This window comes from Synechococcus sp. W4D4, assembly GCF_047716805.1.
In the GTDB taxonomy this organism is placed as follows: Bacteria; Cyanobacteriota; Cyanobacteriia; order PCC-6307; family Cyanobiaceae; genus Vulcanococcus.
In genome coordinates this window covers 630,590-652,293 of record NZ_CP180404.1, presented here as the reverse complement: position 1 = coordinate 652,293, position 21,704 = coordinate 630,590, and the positions used below count along the sequence as shown (strand labels likewise).

Sequence of the window (21,704 nt, the reverse complement as noted above, 5' to 3'; positions counted from 1 at the left end):
CTTGCTCTCGAGTTTCGAGGACTCCCGAATCAGATGGCTCCCTCGGGACAGCGGGCGCTTTTGGTTAAATGATTAGTCGGGAAGCCCCTGAGCCAGACAGCTGAGAACTGTTGCTGGTTCAGGCATTTCTCTCGCTGCCTCGCCATGGTTGGAGAAGCCATGCATGAACGAGTCCGTGCTCCATTCCGTTGTTCGAACTCTTGCCTCGGCTTGCATTCTGGGAGCCGGGGTGAGCGTCATTGTTCCGGTGATCGCCCACGTGGGGCACGGTGATGAATTTCAACAGCAGGGTGATATCAGGCAAGTCAAAAGCAACAGTGAACAGGATGTCCTTCTAGGGATCAGCACCGAACCAGCTCAGAACGATCCAGCGGGAGTCACCCTCCCGATGAGCGCTGTCATCCAAGCCGATGGGAAGACGTTGGTCTTCGTCAAAAGCGAAGGCACCTATGACCCGGTAATCGTGACCACCGGCGATGCACGGGATGGGCGTGTTGTGGTGCTCACGGGCGTCACCCCAGGTGAGAACGTGGTGGTTCAAGGTGCCTTAAGCCTTTACGCCGAGTCCAAGAAAACCCAGCAACCTCAGGACCAGAGCAAGACGGGAGCCAATGAAGCGACCGAAAAGCCGCTCAATGTTCTGGGTGTCGTGGGGGCCCTTGCCGTCGTGAGCGCCATTGGCATCGGCATTGTCCGGGGACGCCCTAGCAGCAAGTAATGCTTGAGCGTCTCCTCAACGCCACGCTTCGGTTTTCGATCGCCCGCCGCTGGCTCATCGTCGCCGCAGCCATCTTGGTCAGTACCTGGGGGCTCTTCGCCATCCAGCAGATGCCGCTGGATGTTTTCCCTCCCTTTGCACCGCCGCAGGTGGACGTCCAGACCAATGCAACGGGACTCGCACCGGCGGAGGTCGAAAAGGACATCACCCTCCCAATCGAGTCAGCCCTACAGGGAGTCCCCGGGGTGGAAACAGTGCGGTCATCGTCCAAGGTCGGGCTGTCGATGGTGCAGGTGGTCTTCGCGGCTGATGTGGACATCAACCAGGCCCGGCAGGCCGTCTCCGAACGCCTCCAGCCGGTGCGGTCGCAACTGCCCCCAACGGCTGATGAGCCGGAAATTTCACCCCTGGTCTCTCCGCTAGGTACGGTCCTGCAGGTCGCCTTCAGCCTCAAGCCCGGGGGAGGCACACCGGAACTCGAACTCCGCCAACTAGTGGCGTCGAGCTTCACTCATCCGCTGCTGGAGATTCCCGGCGTGGCGCAGGTGACGATTTACGGGGGAGATGAGATCCAGCAACAGGTGTGGGTTGACCCAGCCAAACTCCACCGGAATCAACTCTCCCTCACTCAAGTTGGGGAAGCGGCCGCTGCCGCAAGCCACAGCGGTCCTGGCGGTTTTCTAATCCAAGGCGGGCGAGAAGCCCTAGTGCGCATTGATGGCAGCGCACGCTCGAGTGAGGCCTTGGCGCAATCCGCCGTGAAAGGACGCAACGGAACGTCGATCTCCCTAAGGGATGTCGCAGAAGTCCGCAGAGGAGGAGCCTTGCGGCGTGGGGAAGCCAGCTTCAACGGTGCGCCAGCCGTCGTGCTGATGGTCAATAAACAACCGGATGTCGATACACCAACAGTGACGCAGGCGGTGGAAGAACGCATCAACGCCATCAGCCGGACACTACCTAAAGACGTCGAGTTTCAAATCACGTTCCGACAGGCCAACTTCATCGACACGGCCATCAGGAATGTCAGTTCATCATTGATCTCCGGAGTGGTGATCGTCGCCCTGATCATCACGCTGTTTCTGATGAACTGGCGGGCAGCGCTGATTAGCCTGAGTGCGATTCCCCTCTCGCTGCTGATTGGTCTCTTGCTGATGAAGGCCTTGGGGTTAGGAATCAACACCATGACGTTGGGCGGTCTCGTTGTCGCGATCGGATCGGTCGTTGATGACTCGATCGTCGACATGGAGAACTGCTATCGAGGATTGCGGCGCAATCAAAGAGCAACCGACCCCAAGAATCCCTTGGACGTGGTCTATGAGACCTCTCTAGAAGTGCGCCAGCCAGTGATGCTCTCCACTCTGATCATCTTGGTGGTTTTCACACCCATCTTTTCTCTCTCCGGTGTCGAGGGACGAATCTTTGAACCGATGGGACTGGCCTACCTGCTCTCGATTGGAGCATCAACCCTGGTCGCCGTCACCTTGTCGCCAGCCCTTTGTGCATTGCTGCTCGCTCCAAGAGCACTGCCGATCCAAAACACATGGATCGTGGATCGGGCGGAGCGTCTCTATCGGCCCATCCTCGAGGCAACCCTCAGATCACCCCGTCGTGTCCTAACAACTGCTTTGGCCTGTGTTGTAGCGACCGCTCTGATTCTGCCCAGTCTGGGACGGGTCTTCCTTCCTGAGTTCAGAGAGCAATCCCTGGTGAACTCAATGGTTCTCTACCCCGGGGTGTCATTGGAGATGACCAGCCGAGCGGGGGCAGCGCTAAGCCACTCACTGAGTGGGGATCCTCGATTCCAGTGGGTGCAGGTTCGAGCGGGACGCGCACCCGGTGATGCCGATGGGGCCGGGGTAAACATGGCCCATGTCGATGTGGAGTTAAGCGATCAGGCTATGGCTGATCGCTCCGGGGCCATTCGTGCTCTGCGAGAGGCTTTTTTGCGGCTGCCGGGCGTCGCACCAAATGTCGGAGGCTTCATCTCCCACCGAATGGATGAGGTGCTCTCAGGAGTGAGAAGTGCCATTGCGGTCAAGATCTACGGGCCAGACCTCGAGGAACTACGCAGGATCGGAGAGGAAGTCCGCGAGGCCATCCATCCAATCGAAGGAGTTGTCGATCTACAACTTGATCCGCAATTACCCATCCAGCAGGTGCGCGTGCAGTTCAACCGCAACGCAGTGATGGCCAGCGGCAGCACGATTCAGGAGCTGGCGACTCAGGCCGAGATCGCATTGAACGGAAAAGTAGTCGGCCGTATCCATGATGGACAGCAATCCCTGGACGTGTTTGTTGGCGTCCCAGAGCATGATCGCAACGACCTGGATGCGATTCGAGCCCTTCCGCTCTTGACTGCATCGGGCACATTGATCTACCTAGGGGAGGTGGCCTCAGTCGACTACGACCTTGGTGCAAATATCGTCAATCGTGAGGATGTCTCACGGTTGATCGTCGTCTCGGCCAATGTCAGCGATCGGCCTCTCGGCTCAGTGGTGCATGACATCCAGCGCACCCTCACCAAGAGGATCAAGCTCCCAAGAGGCTATGTGATTCGCTACGGCGGGCAGTTCGAGGCAGAAGAACGCGCGACTTTCAATTTGCTGACCTACAGCTTGCTTGCTGCCGCGGTGATCACGCTTTTGATGTGGATGGCCGTGCGCTCCTGGCCAGCCACGCTGGCGATCGTGATCAATCTTCCCCTGGCCCTTGTGGGTGGCCTGGTAGCAGTTGTCATCAGTGGTGGCGTGCTCTCCATTGCCTCCCTCGTGGGCTTCATCACCCTGTTCGGTGTAGCCGTTCGCAACGGACTACTACTGGTCGATAACTACAGCCGCCGCCATGCCTCCAGTCAGACGCTGACGGAAGTTCTGCGTGAAGGAAGTCTGGAACGGCTCAACGCAATCTTGATGACAGCCCTCACCTCCGCACTCGGCATGCTGCCCCTTGCCCTGGCATTCGGGGCAGGGAACGAGATCCTGCAGCCGCTAGCCATCGTTGTGCTTGGTGGATTGCCCACTTCAACGCTGCTGACTCTCGTGGTGCTCCCTGCGCTCTACGCCCAGTTCGGCACGGCACTCTTGAGCCAAGCGCCAAGGAATGGCCTCCGCCGTTAGAGACCCATAGCCCCTCGCAGAGCTGCAGCGCATCAGCTCGGGGTAGCGCTGCGGCATTCCAAGAGCTGCCTCGCGGATTGGTGTGCTGGCGCTCCAATTATTTGCTCAGAGGCTTGACAAAGCCGATGCAGTCTCGAGGTATGCAGATTTTGGGCATTATCGCTGAAATGAATAAACACTGCAATGGGGTTGTCTTCACTGGGAATGAACCCCACAAGCAATATCGATTTCAATGAGGAAAACTTCCTACGAAAAATCAATCCTGGCAATCCCTGCCATAGTTGGCCTGCTGTCAGCAGGCGCGTTATCAACGGCGAATGCGCAACAACACCAACGCCAACATCCACCTCCAAATACGCCCATCAACAATCCACATCACGGCCCAATGCATGGAGGTTGCTGTGATACAAGAGAACCACCCTGCAAACACCAACAACATCTTGAGCATCACAAACGCCAGGCTCCGCAGTCATAAAAGCTGGACTCCAGACACACGAAGAAAAAAGATTCAGGGCCAACTGGGTCGAATCACGCTCTGACGCTGAGACGCAGTGATGATCTCATCTCAACATTGGTGATCAGAAGTTTCTTATTGCTGCAAAGCCACATGAAAGCGACATGAAAGCCACAATATCGATACGCAACAATCACTTTTCATAACGAAACCACCTCGTCCTCAGGCTTTCTATTTGTCAGCAATAGATACCTATTGCTGGAGCGCACAGACCATATCCTGGGTTCGCTTCCCTATCGACTTTTCCCATTTGACCGCTGATACACCGATTCATGCATGGCGAGTATTGCGCTGTCGCGGACATAGTGACCAAGGAGCAAAAGACAATCAACCGAATACAGGCAGACAGGAATGAATCAAGCAAACACGTCCGCCTATCGTCACTGGGGAATAGTCGCTATAAACACCGCGGTGTTCGTTCTATTCAGCTGCTCCAAGAGATGCAATCGCTAACACCCCCACTGCCAACAGCAGCCCCGGAAGATTGTTCATAAGCGAGTCCGGGATGACTGATGACGACCACTCAAGCCAGGTCCCCGACCTGACGTCATGGACAGCAGAACACCCGCACAGACCTTGAGCCTGATGGCCAAGGATCCCATCTGCGGCATGGTCGTGCCCACAGCCACTGCCCTGTCCGCCACACGAGCAGGACGCACCTACTACTTCTGCAGCGAGGGCTGCCAACAGACTTTCCTAGCCCCTCAACAGCAGCTGCGGCGTATGCGCCGCCGTATTGGGATTGCGCTGAGTGGAGTGCTGGCTCTAGCGATTCTGCGCGCGAGTGCGTTCCTCGCCCTGGCCGCCGGGGTGAGCATCATCAACATGACTCCGGTAGCCCAGCTTCCCTGGCTCACATGGGGGGTATGGCTATTCCTGCTGGCTACGCCCGTACAGGTGTTCGGGGGGTGGAGTTTTTATGTGGGGGCATGGTCGGCCCTAAGGCGTCGGGCCCTGAATATGGACGTCCTGATCGCGCTAGGCACCTCTGTGGCTTACGCCTACAGCGTGGTCGTGGTCTTTGCTCCGCAGTGGCTTCCGGTCGGCATAGACGAGGGGAGTGTTTACTTCGAGGTGTCGGCCGTCGTCATCACCTTTGTGCTGCTCGGTCAATATATGGAGGAGATCATTAAGCAGCGCTCCTCCGCAGCCGTGCGGCGACTGCTGGATCTCCAGCCGGCCAATGCAACCGTCATTCGATCAGGCCAAGAAATGACGGTGCCGGCCGAGACGGTGCGGCTCGGTGATCTGGTGCTGGTGCGGCCCGGAGAAAAGGTACCGACCGACGGAGTTGTCGTTGGTGGGACCTCGTCCGTGGATGAGGCGCTTGTTACCGGCGAATCGCTCCCCGTGAGCAAGCAGACCGGCTCAGAACTCATCGGTGGCACGCTCAACGGCCATGGCCTACTGCGCTTTGAGGCCACTCGAGTGGGGGCAGACACAGCCCTGGCACAGATCATCCGCATCGTGGAGGAGGCCCAGGTCAGCTCCGCGCCAGTACAAGTGCTGGCCGATCGGGTCGCGGCCTGGTTCGTACCAGCAGTGGTGACCTTGGCGTTCGGGGCCTTTGCCCTCTGGACCCTGGCCGGCAGTTTCAGTAGTGGCCTGCTGGCCTTCATTGCCGTGCTGGTGATTTCCTGCCCCTGTGCACTGGGTATCGCCACGCCCGCAGCCTTGATGGTGGGAGTAGGGAAGGGTGCTGAGCTAGGCATCCTGATCCGTAGCGGTGAAGTCCTGGAGCGTGTAGAGCAGCTCACCACCGTGGTGTTCGACAAAACCGGCACCCTGACCCAAGGAAAGCCCTCTCTCACGCAGGTTGTCCCGCTGGGGGAGCGAACAAGGCAGGTGATCCTGCAGCTGGCGGCCGCGCTAGAGCACGGCTCTGAGCATCCCCTTGCGTCGGCCCTGCTGGAAGCCGCTGCCGCCGAGGGGCTACCGCTTCTGCCAACTGTCGATTTTGAGGCTCAGGTCGGGGAGGGAGTGCAGGCCGTAGTGAGCGGACGAAACCTCTGGCTAGGGAATCGCACCCTGGCCGAGCGGTTTATCGATGAGCTCAGTGAAGGGGTAGAGCATCAATTGCAGCAGCTCGAGGCTGCAGGGAATACGGTGATGGTGCTTGGACACGGTCCGGAGGTGCTGGGGCTGCTCGCAGTAGCCGACACGGTTCGTCCGGAATCACGCCAGACGGTCGAGCTCCTCAAACAGCGGCGGATTCGTGTTGTGATGCTGAGCGGCGACAACAGCACGACCGCCAGGGCCATTGCTGCAGAGCTAGGGATCAGCGAGGTGATCGCTGAGGTGCGCCCAGCAGACAAGGCCGCCACGATCAAAAGCCTGCAGAGCACGGGCCAAATCGTGGCGATGGTCGGTGATGGTGTGAACGATGCCCCTGCTTTGGCCACTGCTGACATCGGCATCGCTATTGGCTCGGGATCCGATGTAGCCAAAGAAGCTGGTGATCTTCTGCTTCTCGGAAATGACCTACGCGACGTGGTGACCGCGATCGGGCTCTCCAAGGCCACGATGAGGAAGATCCGCCAGAACCTTTTCTGGGCTTTTGCTTATAACAGCCTGGGGATACCGATCGCAGCGATGGGTTGGCTCAACCCCATGATCGCTGGCGCAGCGATGGCCCTCAGTTCATTGTCGGTGATCGTAAACTCCTCGTTGCTGCGAAACTACAGAAAGGCCTCAGCTTGAGCGCCCCCAAGGTTTCCCCAAGTCGTTTGTCAGTAGTTAGACGCAAAACCAGGAAGTGATCCCAAGTTCACCAGCTCTGGCGACAACTGTGATAAGTCCGAGAATGACGCAATTCCTCAATGGCCTGAGTCACTGATTCAGACCTGCATGTTGGGCCTGCAGACCATTTAAAACTCCAACTCAATGGTCGCATGGATACAACTGCCACCGTTGACGCATCCCAAAAGGGAAACAAGAAGCAGATTTGCCTATTCAAGACTCAAGCTATCAAGCGCAAAGTTCAGCAGCGCAGAGACGTCGCCCAAGTGAATGTTCCTTCACTCCGCACCTGGAGGTTATTAAGAGGCATGCTGCGCGGCATGAGCCTGGTTCAATGTGCGGCCATCGCGCGGGTTGGGCTTGGTCTCCAGGGTCCTTCTAGCTGACCTCTTCAAAGGAGTGACTGCTGATCGAAACGGCACTCAGCAACGCGTACACATCTTCAAGACCAATGATGCATTCATCCATCGCCAAGCCCAGCTTGGCAACGGCCGAATGAATTCAGCTCCCACTGCTCGAAGCCCGAGGGATGGCAAACGTCACGCTTGATCGAGCGCAGTGAACAAGGGGTGCCACTGCAGGCCCATCAAAGAGCGGGCAAGAGAGCTGTTAAAAACAGCGATCTTGCCCTAGCCACGCCCTAACGGACGAACAGCATCTCCTGGTAGGTGGGCAGGGGCCAGGCGGTGTCATCCACCAGCACCTCCAGGGCATCGGCGGCTTCGCGAAGCTCGCCCATACGAAGCATCAGCTGATCGGCGCAGTGCCGCATGTGGGCCTCGGCGCCGTGGGGCGCGTTGCCTAGGGCCGTCTCCAGGGCCGCAGCGCGGTCCAGCAGTTGTTGGTTCAGACCAGCGATCTGCTGAGCGATCGCCTTCGAGGGATTCAAGCCAATGGCCTCCTGCTCCTGCAGGGATCCGGCCAGCTCACCGAGGTAGGCGCTAACGGCGGGGTAGAGCTGGGTGCGGGCGATCCGCACGGCCAGGCGGGCCTCCACCTCAATCGCTAGGCAGTACTGCTCGGAGTACACCTCGTAGCGACTCTCCAGCTCAACGGGGCTGAGCACGTTGTGGCGGGAGAACAGGTCGCGGATGGCCGGACGTTGCAGCACCGGCAGGGCGTCGGCGGTGGTGCGCAGGTTCTCGAGACCGCGCTCCTTGACGGCCATTTCATGCCACTCGCTGGAGTAGCCGTCGCCGCCAAAGATCACGTTGCTGTGCTCCTTGGTGATCTGTTGGAGCACAGCCAAGCTCGCCTGCTCGATGCTCTCGCCCTTGGCCGTGCAGGCCTCCAGCTGATCGGCGATCCAGGCCAGGGAGTCGGCCAGGACGGTGTTGAGCACCACCAGGGGACCGGCCACGGATTGACCGGAGCCCACAGCGCGGAACTCGAAGCGGTTGCCGGTAAAGGCGAAGGGGGAGGTGCGGTTACGGTCGCCGGCATCCTTGGGGAACTCCGGCAGGCTGTCGATGCCCAGACGCATCATTCCGCCAGTGGCCGAGCTCTTGAGCTGGCCGGCCTTGATCTGATTGAAGACATCCTCGAGTTGGCTGCCGAGGTAGACCGAAATGATTGCCGGGGGAGCCTCGTTGGCCCCGAGGCGGTGGTCATTGCTGGCGGTGGCAATCGCGGCGCGCATCAGCGGGCCGTACTGGTGAACGCCGCGGATCACAGCCCCGCAGAACAGCAGGAACTGCATGTTCTCGTGGGGGGTGTGGCCGGGATCCAGCAGGTTGCCCTGGGTGCTGTTGCCGATCGACCAGTTCACGTGCTTGCCGCTGCCGTTCACACCGGCAAAGGGCTTCTCGTGCAGCAGGCAGGTGAAGCCGTGCTTTTTGGCCGTGCTCTTGAGCACGGTCATGATCAGCTGCTGGTGATCGGTCGCGACGTTGGCGGCCTCGTGCACCGGAGCGATCTCGAACTGGCCCGGGGCCACCTCGTTGTGGCGGGTCTTGGCGGGGACGCCCAGGCGGTAGAGCTGGTCCTCCACGTCCTGCATGAACACCTGCACCCGCTCCGGGATGGCGCCGAAGTAGTGGTCATCAAACTGCTGGCCCTTGGCCGGAGGCGCGCCAAAAAGGCTGCGGCCGGAGAGCTGCAGGTCAGGGCGGAGCGCCATCAGGGCGTTGTCCACCAGGAAGTACTCCTGCTCCGCGCCGCAGCTGGAGTTGATCGGAGCGATCTCGGTCTCACCGAGCAGCTGCAGCACCCGGCGGGCCTGGCGGTTCACGGCTGCGTTGGAGCGCAGCAGCGGGGTCTTCTTGTCGAGGGCTTCCCCGGTCCAGGAGACGAAGACCGTGGGGATGCAGAGGGTCACCCCATTGGGGGTGCGCATCAGCCAGGCGGGGCTGGTGGCGTCCCAAGCGGTGTAGCCGCGGGCCTCGAAGGTGGAGCGCAGGCCACCGTTGGGGAAGGAGGAACCGTCGGGCTCACCCTGCACCAGAAGCTTGCCTGTGAACGCGGTAATGGCGCGGCCATCACTCTTCGGGGTGATGAAGCCGTCGTGCTTCTCCGCGGTCAGGTTGGTGAGTGGATAGAAGACGTGGGAGTAGTAGAGAGCGCCGCGGCTGGTCGCCCAGTCCTTCATCGCGTTCGCCACGGAGTCGGCGACGGACGGGTCGATCGCACCACCTTCACGGATGGTTTTCTGAACCGACTTGAACACCTGGCGAGGCAGGGCCTCCTTCATCCGAGCCAGGGTGAAGACGTCATCAGCCCAGATCTCATGCAGGGCTGATGGCTTGGTCACCGCAGCGGGCTTGCGCCGCTGAATGGTCTGCAGGGCAGCAAAACGCTCAGCGCTTGGCATGGCCACTTTGGTATCAGAGTGAAACCATCATCGGGGACGGCCGTTCACCTAGCGCAGGGTGCGCCAGTCACCGCTAGGGGTTCGGCGCTCAAGGCCCACGAACTGCGTCATCAATTGCTCCTGGAGCTCCGCAGGGAAGGCCGGATCAATCAGGCCCTGATGGACCAGCCAAGCCAGTGCAGTGCTCTGGGCCAGCTCAACGCTCTCAAACAGGTCATCAAGCACCGGATGGGGCTCGCCGCCTCGATCCGTCAGCCGGAATTCCACGGGAAAGGGACTGAAGAGGGTCATTTCGCCAAGCGTGGCCGCAACGGCAGATCCGTGCAGCAACGCAGAACACAGCCACGCGTGTCCCGCTAACGCAGTTCAAAGAGCAGCAGATCCACCCCCTCTGCTCCAGCCTCAAGGGATGGCGGGGCCTCACCGGCCGAGAGGCCCAGGCCATCGCCGCGGCACAGGGGCTGAGGGGCCGCCAAGCCGCCGTTGATGATCTGAATCCAACTGGCGCAGCTGCCGGAAGCCGGCCAAGGCAGTTGGGTTCCGGCTTCCACCTGGGCCCGCCAGAGCCGCACGGGCCGATGGATCGCCATCGCCTCACCAGCGGCTTCGGGATCGATCAAGGCGGTCCAGCCCTGCTGCAGGGCGAAGGGTTTCTGTTCGTAGGCCGGGGCGATGCCGGCTGTGGCCGGTTCGATCCAGATCTGCAGCAGACGGCAAGGGGCCGCCCCGCCGTTGACCTCGCTATGGACCACGCCAGTGCCCGCACTCATGCGCTGCACCTCCCCGGCGCGCAGCACCTCGGCATGGCCCATGGAGTCGCGGTGATGCAACTCCCCCTCGATCATCACCGTGATGATCTCCATATCCCGGTGCGGGTGCATGCCAAAGCCCTTCCCCGCGGCAATCACGTCGTCGTTGATGACCCGCAGGGGACCAAAGCCCATCCAGGCCGGGTCGTAGTGACTGGAGAAAGAGAAGCTGTGCCGGCTGTCGAGCCAATCGAGCTGGCTGTGAAAACGCTCAGCTGCGGGACGCAACAGCGGGGGCATTACTCAGGGGCTTGAAGCCTTTGCAGTCTGGCGAGCAGGTCCGCGATGCTGTCGTCCTTGGCCGGATGGCTGCCGTTGCTCACCAGCTGACGACCCACGACATGGGCGCCCAAGTGCGCCAATTGCAGCCGCAGAGCGGTCATCACCGTGTAGCCACCGCCGCCCGAGTGGGTCGCGATCACAACGGGCCGGCCATTGAAGAGCGTCCGGAAGTCGCTGCCCTGAACCGAAAGCCAGGCGATGGCGCTGGTCAGCACCGGCGGGATCGAGCCGTTGTATTCCGGAGCGCAGATCACCCAGCGGGGAGTGTCCATCAGCTGCTGCTGCAGCCCGGCAAGAGCCGCCGGGGTGCCCTGCTCCTGGGCCCGCGGTGTGAAGAGCGGCAGATCAATAGCGGTGAGGTCTAGGACTTCAGCACTGTTGCCTTGGCTGCGGGCCGCCGCTGCAAAGCGTTCCGCAAGCTTGAGGTTTTCCCCATTGCTTGCGGCCAGGACGAGAACGTCAGCCATTACTTCACCCCGGGGATGAAGCGCCGCTCGTGGTCACCGCCCTTGAGCATCCTGTTCCAATAAACCCAGGGCAGAACCGCGGTCTTCATGACCCACATGCTCCAGCGCTCTTTGGTGGGATCCAGGGGGAAGGAGGGAACGGGCTGCTGTTCGTAGTTGAACTCGGCCATGATCGTCTTGCCATAGCCGGTGATCAGCGGGCAGCAGCTGTAGCCGTCGTAGGAGCCCTGACCTTGGCCGCCCTCAAGCTGGGCCAGCAGGTTGGTCACTAGCACCGGGGCCTGACCACGAACGGCGGCGGCGGTTTTGGAGTTGGGCATGCCGCTGACATCGCCGATGGCAAAGACATTGGGGAAGCGCACGTGCTGGAGGTTGTGCTTGCCCACCTCGACAAAGCCGCTGGAAGCAGCCAAGGGGCTTTGGGCCACCACGTCAGGAGCCGCCATCGGCGGGGTGACGTGCAGAAGTTCGTAGTTGATGACCTCCTCGCGGGGCTCTTCTCCCTCTTTGCTGACCTTGAAGACCGCCTCTTTGCTGGCCGGGCGAACTTCGATCAGGGTGTGGGAGTAGCGCGCATCAATCCCCTTGCGGGCCACGACCTCCCGCAGCGGTGCGGCGTAGGTCGGGACCCCAAAGATTCCAGGGGTGGCCGTGGCGTAGATCACCTTGCTCTTGGCGGCCACAGCGGGATCGCGCTTGATGGCGTCATCGGCCAAGTAGGCGATCTTTTGGGGCGCCCCAGGGCACTTGATCGGCATGGGGGCGCAGGTGAAGACCGCGTTACCGCCCTTGAAATTCTGGATGCACTCCCAGGTGTAAGTGGCGAAATCTTTGGAGTAGTTGCTGCAGACCCCGCCTTTGCCCAACGCGTCCGGAAGGCCCTTGATGGCATCCCAATTGAGCTTCATGCCGGTGGCCACCACGAGCGCGTCGTAGCTGATGGCTTGGCCGCCGCTGGTGCTGACGCTGTTGTTCTCCGGGGCGAAGCCGGCCACGGACTCGCGGATCCAGGTGACGCCAGCGGGAATCAGGCTGGCTTCATTGCGGCGAGTCTGCTCGAGGCTGAAGACCCCTCCACCCACCAGGGTCCAACCCGGTTGGTAATAGTGATCGCTCGAAGGCTCAAGGATGGCGATATCCAAGGCCGGACGGGCTTTCTTCAGGCGAGCCGCCACGGTGATTCCGGCGGCCCCGCCGCCCACGATCAATACCTGGTGATGGCCCATGGCCCCTGAAAGAAGACGCGCTTATCCCAGATCTAACCAGAGGGGGGCGAACTCGGCAGCCCTGCTTCGGGATTCAAAGCCGCAATAGATAAACAAGAAAGGACTCCAAGCACCCGAGCCCTAGGCAGAAAGACTCATTCGCTTCCTCGTACTCATAACGACTTCGACTTAGGTCCTAGGATGGGCGCAGTCGAAGCAAGACCGATGGACAACGGCACCCTGCAGAACCTGGAAGCGGCCTTTGGCGGCGAGAGCATGGCTAACCGCAAATATCTGTTCTTTGCCGATCTGGCCAAACAGCTGGGCCATGGCGATTTGTCACGGCTGTTCCGCGAGACCGCTCAGCAGGAAACCGAACACGCCTTTGCGCACTTCCGCTTGCTCCACCCCGAGCTGGTGGTCGAGAACCCGGAAGCCCTGGACCAGGACGCCAAGGATGCCCTCTTGGCGCGCTGCCTGGAGCTGGCCATCGAAGGGGAGACCTACGAGTTCGAGGTGATGTACCCGGAATTCGCTGCCCAGGCCCAGCGGGATCGCGACGAGAACGCCGTAGCGGAATTCAACGAGCAGATCGATGAATCCAAGGAGCACGCAGGGATCTTCAAAACGGCCGCCCGCAATTTCGGCCTACTCGCCCCCGTGGAGCAGCACCATGCCGGGCGCTACGACCAGGCCCTGCAAGTTCTCACCGGCGTGCGCGATGACGCCAAGAAGGAAGCCGCACCAAGTGGCCGCTGGATCTGCAAGGTCTGCGGCGTGATCTACGACCCCGCCCAGGGAGATCCCGATTCCGGCATCGCCGCGGGGACAGCCTTTGAAGCCATTCCTGAGGACTGGAGCTGCCCGATCTGCGGCACTCGCAAGGCCAACTTCATCCCCTACACGGGCTAATCGTCAGTCCGATGCACCCATGGACATCGCGCGGTTCAAAACCAAGGTTTTGATGATCGCGCGATCCCGCTCCACATACATTTCTTCCCAGTGGGAAGGCTTTGACTTGCCAAGCAAGACCTGGAGATCATCCTCAATCTTTGCAAACAGCTCGTCCACGAATGCATCGGGGTGGGACCCAAAGGTTTTGTAGTCAGCGAGTGCTTTATCGAGACGCTTGATCAAGCGAGTCGTACGTGACATGGTCTTTCTCCAACCCGACCAAGGCTAATCAGGCAGCGCGTATCGAATAACACAACTGCCGCCGGTCTCCGCTAGAGATGAGGGAGCAGCGGGGAACCCGGCTGATCACAACCAATCAACGCGGATTGCCCTGTGGCCATGTTCTCTAACCGTTGCAGCTCACTGCCTGTCTCCGTTGCCCAAAGACAGGCTTCTCGGGCTGCCATCTCTAGATCGTCAAAGGCGAGCTCCATCAGGACCGGCGCCCCTCACAATCAACGCGATAGACAGGCAAAAGCACGCTCCAGCCTGGAATTAAGCTGGCACCAAACCAGAGGCCATCGCCTTAATCGGCTGTTAATCCCTGGCAGCAAAGCAGTGATGACAAGTAGCCACCCATTCGCGCCATGGGCAGCTGACCTTGCCACCGCAGTCCTCTCTGCAAACCAGCGGTGACCTGATCCTTGCTAGATCTCCAGAGCAGTGATGCAACAAGCATCACATTGAGGGGTTTTCGAAAACACAAAAGCAAAAAGTAGGTGGACGAGGTCTCGAGCAACAACCGTGCTGGAGATGACAAAGAGCTGTTCTTGCTTGAGGACGCAGCACTCCAAAGAATGACGGGATCAAGACTTGACCGATGTCTGATCGCAAGTTGGTTGTCCTGTCATTCGCCATCGCAATCCTGGCGGCACAGGGCCTCACGCGCTTGGGAGTCCCGGTTGGCCCGGCCTTGTCCGGTCAAACAGGACTGGTGATCTCGGAATTCAAGTAAGTCGCCTGGCACAGAAGAGAGCAGATGGTTTGGTTTGTCCTGGGACTGGGGTTCTGTCTTCGCCTTCTGCTGGCTGCACTGCTCCCGCCGGGATACGACGAGGCCTACTACGTCTTCTACGGCAGACAGATTGATCTCAGCTACTTCGACCACCCCGTTGCCGTTGGGATCTGGTCCTGGGCTGGACAACGGATCGGCGGCAACACCTTGGCCCTGCGGCTGCCCTCGCTACTGAGCTACACCGCGGCCTTGGTCCTTCTCGCCGATGCAACGAAGCGCTGGTACGGCAAGTCGGCTCACTTCTGGCTGGTGCTGCTTGGAAGCAGTTGCCCGCTGCTCTTTCTCTGCGGAGGCGTTTTCCTGCTGCCAGACAGCCCCCTGCTACTCGGCCTGGCCCTGCTGCTCTGGTGGCTGTCCCGGCACCCGCAGCTGACACCGACGACGGTCCGTGAAGCGCTTGAGCTTGGCGCAATTGCCGCAGCAATCACACTCTCCAAATATCACGCCTTCATCGTCCTTGGCTCGCTGCTTCTGGCCTCATTCAGCGACCAAAGGTCAAGGCAGCATTGGCGGCAACCATGGCCTTATCTCAGTCTTCTGATCTGGGCCGCTCTGGCTGCGCCCCTCTGGCTTTGGAATAGCCAGAACGACTGGATTTCATTCGCCTTCCAATCGAGCAGAACGGGAGCAAGCAACAGCTTCGTGCTTGGCCATTCAGTCCTCTTTCTGCTGACACAGCTCGGGCTGCTGTTCCCCACCGCCGGGATCACACTGCTTTCGGCGCTGTGGCCGAGGCATCGCGGCGACTGGAACGACAAACCGGCCACCCCTCTCCTGCGGATGCTCGCGATACCGCAGCTGTTGGTCTTTGCCTTTCTGGCTGGACGCATGCAGGTGATGGCCAGCTGGCTGGTGCCCGCCTGGTGGGTCGCTCTGCCGATGGCCTCTGCCTGGATCGCATCCAAGGGATGGGCGTCCCGCAGGGTGCGCGGCGGCGCTCTTTTCACGGGCTGCACCCTGCCGCCTCTTTTGTTGGTGGCAGGGCTGCAAATGCGATGGGGAATCCTTCAACGCTGGCTTCCAACTCGAGAGGATCCATCCGCCCAGCTGATGCAGCCCGCCGAAGTGCGAAAGGCCTTGCACTCCAATCCCGAGGTCTGGGCCGCCGTACAGGCGGCGGATGTCATCGCCTCGCACCGCTATGAGATCCCGGGCTTTCTGGCCCTGGCACTTGGGAAGGAGGGACCAGGGCGCTTCACGACCTTGAGCAACGACCCGCGCGGCTTTGCCTACTGGCCCTCCCTCAACCCAAGTGGTCCAAGCCAAGGGGTTTTGATTGCACCGGCTGAAGTGGGTTCACCACTCTCCAAACGGGAATTTCCCGCACCCATCGGAGCTGTGAAATCCCTCGGCACGATCACCGTGCAACGCGCCGGCCAGGATGCGCTTGAGCTTGAAGTCGCCAGCTTTGAAGCGGGCCCAGGCGACTACCCGTGGCCCTATCGGCGCTGAACGTGGTGATGCCGGCTACTCGCCAGCACCATTGATTTCGATCACCCAGCTGCCGAGGTAGCCCGAGATGGGAACAGCACCCGGAGCCTGGCCGAGGGCGTTGAACTGATACATGCCCGCGCTCGGGTTGAAGATCTGCATGTAGACGCCGATGGTGGTCCCGGTCGGCACAGGCCGATCGGGGAAAATCTCAATCGCGGTGCCATCGGGGGCGACCTCCACAGTCGCCGGGATGGTCTCCAGACAACGGGTCTTTGAGGCAATGCCGCCCTGCTTGATCGTGCAAAGACTCACGTCAGAAGCATTGATCTTGGCGTCGAAATAGGACGGGACTGAAATCGCGAGCTTGAGCAGGGCGGTTTTGCGGTCTTTCGGACCCAGCACCAAGTAGTAATCCGAGCGAGCTTCCGCATCCGCCAGGGTCAAGAAGTAGTAGAGCTTTCGGAAGTCGCGAGAATTGTCCCAGCGAAACTCAAAGCCCGAGCTCGAGCCTGCCTGCGCGTAAGCGACTGGTGCTGACAAGGGAGCTGCAAGCGCCAAGCAAAACGCGGAGAGTGGCAGCAGTCGTTTGATCAACTGGGTGGATCTTTTACGCATGGCCAAACTTTATCGAGCGGAGCCCCATCTCAATCCTGGACAGCCGATCAACTGACTGGAGAAGAGAGTCAATCACCTCAACAACAAGAAGGACGCCCCAGGAATTCAGAAGGGCCTCTACCAACAGTTAAGGAGCGGTTAAGAGTGCATAAACAAACACTTAAGCCTCGCAATATCGGGGCCCAGCTTGTATGCAGGCACACAATCTGCATGCAGTCGTCATTACCGAATGGTAATTTTTCTCTAGCTAATTTTTAGCTGACTCATTTTTTGAGTCATCTCAATTCCTCGTTTTGGTGTGAGGACCATGAAACTGTTCCAGAAGCTTGTTCTGGCGCCTGCAGCTCTGGGCCTTCTGGCTCCTGTCGCTGCAAACGCCGCTGACGTCAACCTCTCCGGCCTCAGTGCTTATGGCACCGAAGAGCAGGTGACCTCGATCACCCAGTTCTCTGACGTGCAGCCCACCGACTGGGCTTATCAGGCACTGAGCAACCTGATCGAACGCTATGGCTGCGTCGCCGGTTACCCCAACGGCATCTTCCGCGGCCAACGTGCGATGACCCGCTATGAAGCGGCCGCACTGCTGAACGCTTGCCTCGACCGGATCACTGAAGTGACCGACGAGCTGAAACGCCTGATGAAGGAATTCGAGCGTGAGCTCGCCATCCTCAAGGGCCGCGTGGACGGCCTCGAGGCCCGCGTGGGCGAACTGGAAGCCACCCAGTTCTCCACCACCACCAAACTCGAAGGGGACTACTACTGGGCCCTGGGCGGCGTCACCGCCACCGGCGGCAACAGCAACAGCGCTGGTACCGGCAGCAAGGACTGGTACAACAAGAACTACGGCGCCATGCACATGGTGTATGACGCTCGCTTGAACCTCAAGACGAGCTTCACCGGCAAGGACTTGCTCTACACCCGTCTGCGCGCTGGCAACTTCGACAACAGCCCCTTCGACGGCAAAGGCTTCAAGCTCACCAAGTTTGACAAGGCCGAAGCCACCGATAACGCTGTCATCATCAGCCGGCTTTACTACCGCTTCCCCGTCGGTAAAGAGTTCAAGTTCGCCGTTGGCCCCGTTGCTCGTAACACCGAGTTCCTGGGCACCAAGCCCTTCTATTACAAGGGTTGGTCTGGCCTGGACTTCTTCCAGCTCTTCGGCGCTCCTGGCACCTACAACAAGGCCACCGGCTCCCTGGTTGGTGCCATCTGGAAGCAGAAAGTGAAGAAGGGCCAGCCCTACTTCACCGCCTCCAGCAGCTATGTCGCCGCAAAGCCCAATGGTTCTGATGGCAGCCGCGGCATCATGACCAGCAAGAGTGAGGCCTCGACCCTGACTCAGCTGGCCTACAACGCCAACCAGTGGAAGGCCAGCTTCGGCTGGAACTACACCCAGTGCGGTGACGACACCACCCGCTCTGGCACCCAAGCCGCAATGGTTGACATCCCTTGCAACGGCATCGACGGCAACATCGTTGACGCACGTACCAAGGGCAACCGCAACGGCTTCGCCGCAACTCTTGCCTGGCGTCCCAAGAAGACCGGCCTGATCCCGTCGATCAGCACCGGCTGGGGGTACAACGCTTACTCCTACAGCACCCCTTACACCGGCAGCAAGCCTGCTCAAACCGGTGGTGCTCTCAAGAGCAGCGGGCAGCCCAACGTTGCTGGCAACCTGGACGTCCTGAACATTCAATCCACCCAGTCTTGGACTGTGGGTCTGCAATGGGATGACGCCTTCGTCAAGGGCAACACCGGCGGCTTCGCCATCGGTCAGCCCACCTTCGTGACCAGCACCCGCAACGGCACCACCCCGTTCGACGCTGGCTATGTGATGGAAGGCTTCTACAAGTTCCAGGTCAGCGACAACATCGCTGTGACACCCGTGCTCTTCTACATGAGTAACCCCAGCTCCGCCGGTGCTGGTTATGCACAGACCTCCAACCAAGGCTCCAACCTCGGCGTCTTCGGTGGCGCTCTGACCACCCGCTTCAAGTTCTGATCGAGAACCAAGCCTCACGCGCTTGGATCACCCGCAAATCCCTTCGCCCTCCTGCCTCAGCAGGGGGGCTTTTTATTCGGGACAAGCCACAGTGAAGAGAACAAGACAAGCCCTGGAGGGGCTCATCCATGAACTCAATGGGGGGCCGCGCTGGAAAGCTGCCGTTCAGCAGCGTCGACCAACGAGCGCTCAAGGAGGTAGGAGGCCAGGTTGCTCAGGGAACGCCCTTCGACAGCGCTGATCTCCTCGAGAGCCTTGAACGTCTCGTAATTGAGAGTGATCGAAATTCTCTTGGAACTCCTGAGCTGAGCCCCGGGAGGACCAGGGGCGTTGCTGGTAGGCACACATTCCATGCCACCTCCGCACACTGATTTTTTTTAATTATTGCTTTGGTTTTGAGGCGAGCGCAACCATGGCGCTTGCGGGCTGTGACATGAGATTGCGCGATCAGAAAAAGAGCTCAAACCAGACCTAGAGTTCTTAAGGCTTTCTTTAGCTTTGGACGGATGGCACCTGCGTGGGCCGCTAACGCCTCAGATCTATTCAGACGAGGATCACCGAGGCGCAGAGGGTTTGGAGAAAACCAAGCGCTCATGCATGCCCTTGATACAACGGGGTCAGCAACGCCATGGGCAACAGAAGCGCTGACCAGCATTGATTAATCCACCGATGGAGACATATCCCTTCCGAGGCGAGCCAGAACTCAGCGCGCGGCTTGACCTCGAGCTGAGTGAAGAGACCCACCGTCAGCTGATGGCGCTCAGCCAAGCCTCTGAACAAACGATTGAAGAGATCGCTCAAGAGCTCCTGGAGGCTTTCGTTGCTGCAGCCGCAACCAATGACTAGGCAAAGCCTTGCAACCCTTGACCCGAAAACACAGCTATTAACGAGGACAAAGAGCGACTCAGGCCTTTAGTGTGGATTTCAGGACAAATCAACGGCATGGGGCCCGACAGCATCAGCCAACAGCCAAGCCAGGACGGCAAGCAGCGCTCTGCCTCCAGCACCAGCCTTAAGTGGGGCAACGACGGCGAACTCTCCCCAGTGGATTTGCAACGGGTCCTCGAACGCCTGACCAATCCCGATCTCACCCAGTGCAATCTCAACGGGGAGAACAAGGGCTAAGAACCCTCGTGATGTGTTCTGGGCTACAGGCCCTGACCACGAGAATGGATGGATGACGGTGCTCTACCCAGGCAGCAACGGAACACGGCTGCTGGTGGTCGAAGACGATGACACGATCCGGGAGACGGTCTGCGAAGCGCTCGAAATCGAAGGCTTCAGCGTCACGGCAGCGACCAACGGCCAGAGCGCCTGGGATCGCCTCAAACGTGAACCGTTTGAACTGATCGTCCTCGATGTGATGCTCCCGGGCATCAACGGTCTCGATCTCTGCCGCCAACTGATCGAGCTGCCGCAACGCCCCCTGGTGCTGATGGTGAGCGCCCGGGACACCGAAACCGATCGCGTGCTGGGCCTGGAACTGGGGGCCGATGACTACCTGGTCAAGCCCTTTGGCATCCGTGAGCTGGTTGCCCGTTGCCGCGCTCTGCTGCGGCGCCATCAACCCAGTGACCAACAGGCAAGCGAACTCAAGACGGAGAACTTGAGCCTGTTCCCCGCCGAATGCCGCGTCTGCCTCGACGGGCTCGAGCTCAAGCTCTCCCCCAAGGAGTTCAAGTTGCTGGAGCTCTTCATGCAGCACCCCAAACGGGTCTGGAGCCGCGAGCAATTGATTGAGCAGGTCTGGGGCTTCGACTACATCGGTGACAACAAAACCGTTGATGTCCACATCCGCTGGTTGCGCGAAAAAATCGAAGTGGACCCCTCCAAACCCACCAAGCTGATCACGGTGCGCGGCTTTGGCTATCGCTTCGGATAGGCGATGACAGCCCAAACCGCCCTGCAACTGGCCCTCGGCTTTGCCCTCGGCGGCCTCACCGTTGGGCTCTGGCACAGCGGGAAGCGCAAGCAAGCCGTGGTGCTGACGCGACTGCGGCGCCGGCAACCGATCCCTGAGTTGCAGTTGCGCGAATGGATCAGCTCCGCCCCGCAAGGCTGGCTCGTGCTCGATGGTGCGAACCGGATCGAGATCATCAATCACCGCGCTGAATCACTCCTGGTTCGAGAAAGCTCTCTGGCCCCCCAGCTCCACCACCTCAATGACCTTGAACCCAGCGCCGAGCTCTTGCACCTGCTGGAGCTTTGCCGCAACACGGGACTCGCCCAACGGGGTGAATGGAGCATTGGCCGCGCCGATCTCTCCGTACGCGTCATGCCCGGAGAACGGGGCTGGCTGGCACTGCAGATTGAAGGAAGCAACCCGCTCAAACTGCAACTCCAGCAACAAGAACAGTGGGTCAGTGATGTGGCCCATGAACTCAAGACCCCGATCACAGCGCTGCGGTTGGTCAGTGAAAGCCTCTCCCTCAAGGCCGAAGGTCGCCAGGCGGTTCTCGTAGAGCGCCTGGAGAAAGAGCTCGCGCGACTGCAGAAGTTGGTGGGGGACCTGCTGGATCTCTCCAGGCTGGACAACACCCTGGCAAGCCCAAGCCGGCGACCAGCAACCCTCGATCCCAGAGACGTCATTGATCAGACCTGGTCCACCCTGCAAGAGCTCGCCTTGCCAAGGGGCATCCAACTCAGGGTCGAGCCCAAGAACGATCAAGCCAGACAGGTCTGCGTCGAGCCAGCTCGGCTGCACCAAGCACTCTTCAACCTGATCGAGAACGCGCTGCGATTCAGCCCCGATGGCAGCAGTATCGAACTCACCATCAAAGAGCGGAATCGCTGGTGTCTGATCGCCGTGCGCGACCACGGCCCCGGCCTAAGCGAAACCGATCTGGATCGCATGTTCGAGCGTTTCTACCGGGGCGATCCCTCCCGAGCTCGGGGGCCAAGAAACGGGAGCGGCTTGGGGCTGGCGATCGTTCGACAGATTGCCCTGAGCCAAGGGGGTCTAGTGCGGGCGCGAAACCACCCCGAGGGAGGAGCCGTGCTGGAACTCTTCCTGCCCAGGGCTTGA

At 60.1% G+C, this 21,704-nt stretch carries 19 protein-coding genes; 11 read left to right on the top strand and 8 right to left on the bottom strand.

Translation table 11 applies throughout. The features are described from left to right. Positions 1–229 precede the first annotated feature (229 nt). From ACLM42_RS03615 to ACLM42_RS03605, 3 genes are all read left to right on the top strand, one after another. Positions 230–718: a hypothetical protein gene (locus ACLM42_RS03615; protein ID WP_415399772.1), complete on the top strand. Its 489-nt coding sequence runs from the start codon at positions 230–232 to the stop codon at positions 716–718. After that, the gene (locus tag ACLM42_RS03610; RefSeq protein ID WP_415399771.1) at positions 718–3,834 is read left to right on the top strand and encodes an efflux RND transporter permease subunit; all 3,117 of its coding nucleotides are present in this window, start codon (positions 718–720) and stop codon (positions 3,832–3,834) included. The genes ACLM42_RS03615 and ACLM42_RS03610 overlap by 1 nt, the downstream gene beginning before the upstream one ends. A 1,063-nt stretch (positions 3,835–4,897) precedes the next feature. Next, positions 4,898–7,048, top strand: a complete 2,151-nt coding sequence (locus ACLM42_RS03605; protein ID WP_415399770.1) for a heavy metal translocating P-type ATPase — start codon at positions 4,898–4,900, stop codon at positions 7,046–7,048. A 679-nt stretch (positions 7,049–7,727) separates the two neighbouring features. On the opposite strand, the gene ACLM42_RS03600 is transcribed toward ACLM42_RS03605, so the two are convergent. From ACLM42_RS03600 to ACLM42_RS03580, 5 genes are read right to left on the bottom strand one after another with little or no spacing between them, the layout of a single operon-like run. Next, a complete protein-coding gene (locus ACLM42_RS03600) occupies positions 7,728–9,896 on the bottom strand; it encodes a glutamine synthetase III (protein ID WP_247911294.1) in 2,169 nt (722 codons plus the stop codon). Between the two features lie 48 nt (positions 9,897–9,944). Beyond that, entirely contained in the window at positions 9,945–10,226 is a 282-nt protein-coding gene (locus ACLM42_RS03595; RefSeq protein WP_415399769.1) for a hypothetical protein, read from the bottom strand. 26 nt (positions 10,227–10,252) lie between these two features. Continuing rightward, positions 10,253–10,945: a pirin family protein gene (locus ACLM42_RS03590; protein ID WP_415399768.1), complete on the bottom strand. Its 693-nt coding sequence runs from the start codon at positions 10,943–10,945 to the stop codon at positions 10,253–10,255. Continuing rightward, on the bottom strand, positions 10,945–11,454 hold the full coding sequence (locus tag ACLM42_RS03585; RefSeq protein ID WP_415399767.1) for an NADPH-dependent FMN reductase: 510 nt from the start codon (positions 11,452–11,454) through the stop codon (positions 10,945–10,947). Before ACLM42_RS03585 ends, ACLM42_RS03590 begins: the two co-directional genes overlap by 1 nt. Then, a complete protein-coding gene (locus ACLM42_RS03580; RefSeq protein WP_415399766.1) occupies positions 11,454–12,680 on the bottom strand; it encodes an FAD/NAD(P)-binding oxidoreductase in 1,227 nt (408 codons plus the stop codon). The genes ACLM42_RS03585 and ACLM42_RS03580 overlap by 1 nt, the downstream gene beginning before the upstream one ends. A gap of 204 nt (positions 12,681–12,884) precedes the next feature. Between ACLM42_RS03580 and ACLM42_RS03575 the strand changes: the two genes are divergently transcribed. Next, positions 12,885–13,571, top strand: a complete 687-nt coding sequence (locus tag ACLM42_RS03575) for a rubrerythrin family protein (protein WP_415399765.1) — start codon at positions 12,885–12,887, stop codon at positions 13,569–13,571. A 3-nt stretch (positions 13,572–13,574) separates the two neighbouring features. On the opposite strand, the gene ACLM42_RS03570 is transcribed toward ACLM42_RS03575, so the two are convergent. After that, positions 13,575–13,796 (bottom strand): hypothetical protein, encoded by a 222-nt coding sequence (locus ACLM42_RS03570; RefSeq protein WP_415399764.1) that lies wholly within the window; start codon positions 13,794–13,796, stop codon positions 13,575–13,577. Positions 13,797–14,433: 637 nt separating this feature from the next. On the opposite strand from ACLM42_RS03570, the gene ACLM42_RS03565 reads away from it, so the two are divergent. After that, positions 14,434–14,568 (top strand): hypothetical protein, encoded by a 135-nt coding sequence (locus tag ACLM42_RS03565; RefSeq protein WP_415399763.1) that lies wholly within the window; start codon positions 14,434–14,436, stop codon positions 14,566–14,568. 24 nt (positions 14,569–14,592) lie between these two features. After that, positions 14,593–16,080, top strand: coding sequence for an ArnT family glycosyltransferase (locus ACLM42_RS03560; protein ID WP_415399762.1), 1,488 nt, complete (start codon positions 14,593–14,595; stop codon positions 16,078–16,080). 15 nt (positions 16,081–16,095) lie between these two features. Here the strand turns inward: ACLM42_RS03560 and ACLM42_RS03555 are convergent, their stop codons facing one another. Beyond that, the gene (locus ACLM42_RS03555; RefSeq protein ID WP_415399761.1) at positions 16,096–16,677 is read right to left on the bottom strand and encodes a DUF2808 domain-containing protein; all 582 of its coding nucleotides are present in this window, start codon (positions 16,675–16,677) and stop codon (positions 16,096–16,098) included. 307 nt (positions 16,678–16,984) lie between these two features. On the opposite strand from ACLM42_RS03555, the gene ACLM42_RS03550 reads away from it, so the two are divergent. Beyond that, positions 16,985–18,679 carry an iron uptake porin gene (locus ACLM42_RS03550; protein ID WP_415399760.1) on the top strand — a complete coding sequence of 565 codons (1,695 nt, stop codon included), beginning with the start codon at positions 16,985–16,987 and terminating at the stop codon, positions 18,677–18,679. A gap of 134 nt (positions 18,680–18,813) precedes the next feature. Here ACLM42_RS03550 and ACLM42_RS03545 read toward each other — a convergent pair whose 3' ends face one another. After that, positions 18,814–19,032: a ribbon-helix-helix domain-containing protein gene (locus tag ACLM42_RS03545; RefSeq protein ID WP_415399759.1), complete on the bottom strand. Its 219-nt coding sequence runs from the start codon at positions 19,030–19,032 to the stop codon at positions 18,814–18,816. Positions 19,033–19,348: 316 nt separating this feature from the next. On the opposite strand from ACLM42_RS03545, the gene ACLM42_RS03540 reads away from it, so the two are divergent. From ACLM42_RS03540 to ACLM42_RS03525, 4 genes are all read left to right on the top strand, one after another. Next, positions 19,349–19,525: a hypothetical protein gene (locus tag ACLM42_RS03540; RefSeq protein ID WP_415399758.1), complete on the top strand. Its 177-nt coding sequence runs from the start codon at positions 19,349–19,351 to the stop codon at positions 19,523–19,525. Positions 19,526–19,621: 96 nt separating this feature from the next. Next, a complete protein-coding gene (locus tag ACLM42_RS03535; protein ID WP_415399757.1) occupies positions 19,622–19,804 on the top strand; it encodes a hypothetical protein in 183 nt (60 codons plus the stop codon). 52 nt (positions 19,805–19,856) lie between these two features. Next, entirely contained in the window at positions 19,857–20,561 is a 705-nt protein-coding gene (locus ACLM42_RS03530; protein WP_415399756.1) for a response regulator transcription factor, read from the top strand. Between the two features lie 3 nt (positions 20,562–20,564). Further along, positions 20,565–21,704 (top strand): sensor histidine kinase, encoded by a 1,140-nt coding sequence (locus ACLM42_RS03525; RefSeq protein ID WP_415399755.1) that lies wholly within the window; start codon positions 20,565–20,567, stop codon positions 21,702–21,704.

Coding starts and splice junctions, on each gene's coding strand:
- ACLM42_RS03610 (WP_415399771.1), top strand. CDS start 718: ATGCTTGAGCGTCTCCTCAACGCCACGCTTCGGTTTTCGATCGCCCGC.
- ACLM42_RS03605 (WP_415399770.1), top strand. CDS start 4,898: ATGGACAGCAGAACACCCGCACAGACCTTGAGCCTGATGGCCAAGGAT.
- ACLM42_RS03600 (WP_247911294.1), bottom strand. CDS start 9,896: ATGCCAAGCGCTGAGCGTTTTGCTGCCCTGCAGACCATTCAGCGGCGC.
- ACLM42_RS03590 (WP_415399768.1), bottom strand. CDS start 10,945: ATGCCCCCGCTGTTGCGTCCCGCAGCTGAGCGTTTTCACAGCCAGCTC.
- ACLM42_RS03585 (WP_415399767.1), bottom strand. CDS start 11,454: ATGGCTGACGTTCTCGTCCTGGCCGCAAGCAATGGGGAAAACCTCAAG.
- ACLM42_RS03580 (WP_415399766.1), bottom strand. CDS start 12,680: ATGGGCCATCACCAGGTATTGATCGTGGGCGGCGGGGCCGCCGGAATC.
- ACLM42_RS03575 (WP_415399765.1), top strand. CDS start 12,885: ATGGACAACGGCACCCTGCAGAACCTGGAAGCGGCCTTTGGCGGCGAG.
- ACLM42_RS03565 (WP_415399763.1), top strand. CDS start 14,434: ATGTCTGATCGCAAGTTGGTTGTCCTGTCATTCGCCATCGCAATCCTG.
- ACLM42_RS03560 (WP_415399762.1), top strand. CDS start 14,593: ATGGTTTGGTTTGTCCTGGGACTGGGGTTCTGTCTTCGCCTTCTGCTG.
- ACLM42_RS03555 (WP_415399761.1), bottom strand. CDS start 16,677: ATGCGTAAAAGATCCACCCAGTTGATCAAACGACTGCTGCCACTCTCC.
- ACLM42_RS03550 (WP_415399760.1), top strand. CDS start 16,985: ATGAAACTGTTCCAGAAGCTTGTTCTGGCGCCTGCAGCTCTGGGCCTT.
- ACLM42_RS03545 (WP_415399759.1), bottom strand. CDS start 19,032: ATGGAATGTGTGCCTACCAGCAACGCCCCTGGTCCTCCCGGGGCTCAG.
- ACLM42_RS03540 (WP_415399758.1), top strand. CDS start 19,349: ATGGAGACATATCCCTTCCGAGGCGAGCCAGAACTCAGCGCGCGGCTT.
- ACLM42_RS03535 (WP_415399757.1), top strand. CDS start 19,622: ATGGGGCCCGACAGCATCAGCCAACAGCCAAGCCAGGACGGCAAGCAG.
- ACLM42_RS03530 (WP_415399756.1), top strand. CDS start 19,857: ATGACGGTGCTCTACCCAGGCAGCAACGGAACACGGCTGCTGGTGGTC.
- ACLM42_RS03525 (WP_415399755.1), top strand. CDS start 20,565: ATGACAGCCCAAACCGCCCTGCAACTGGCCCTCGGCTTTGCCCTCGGC.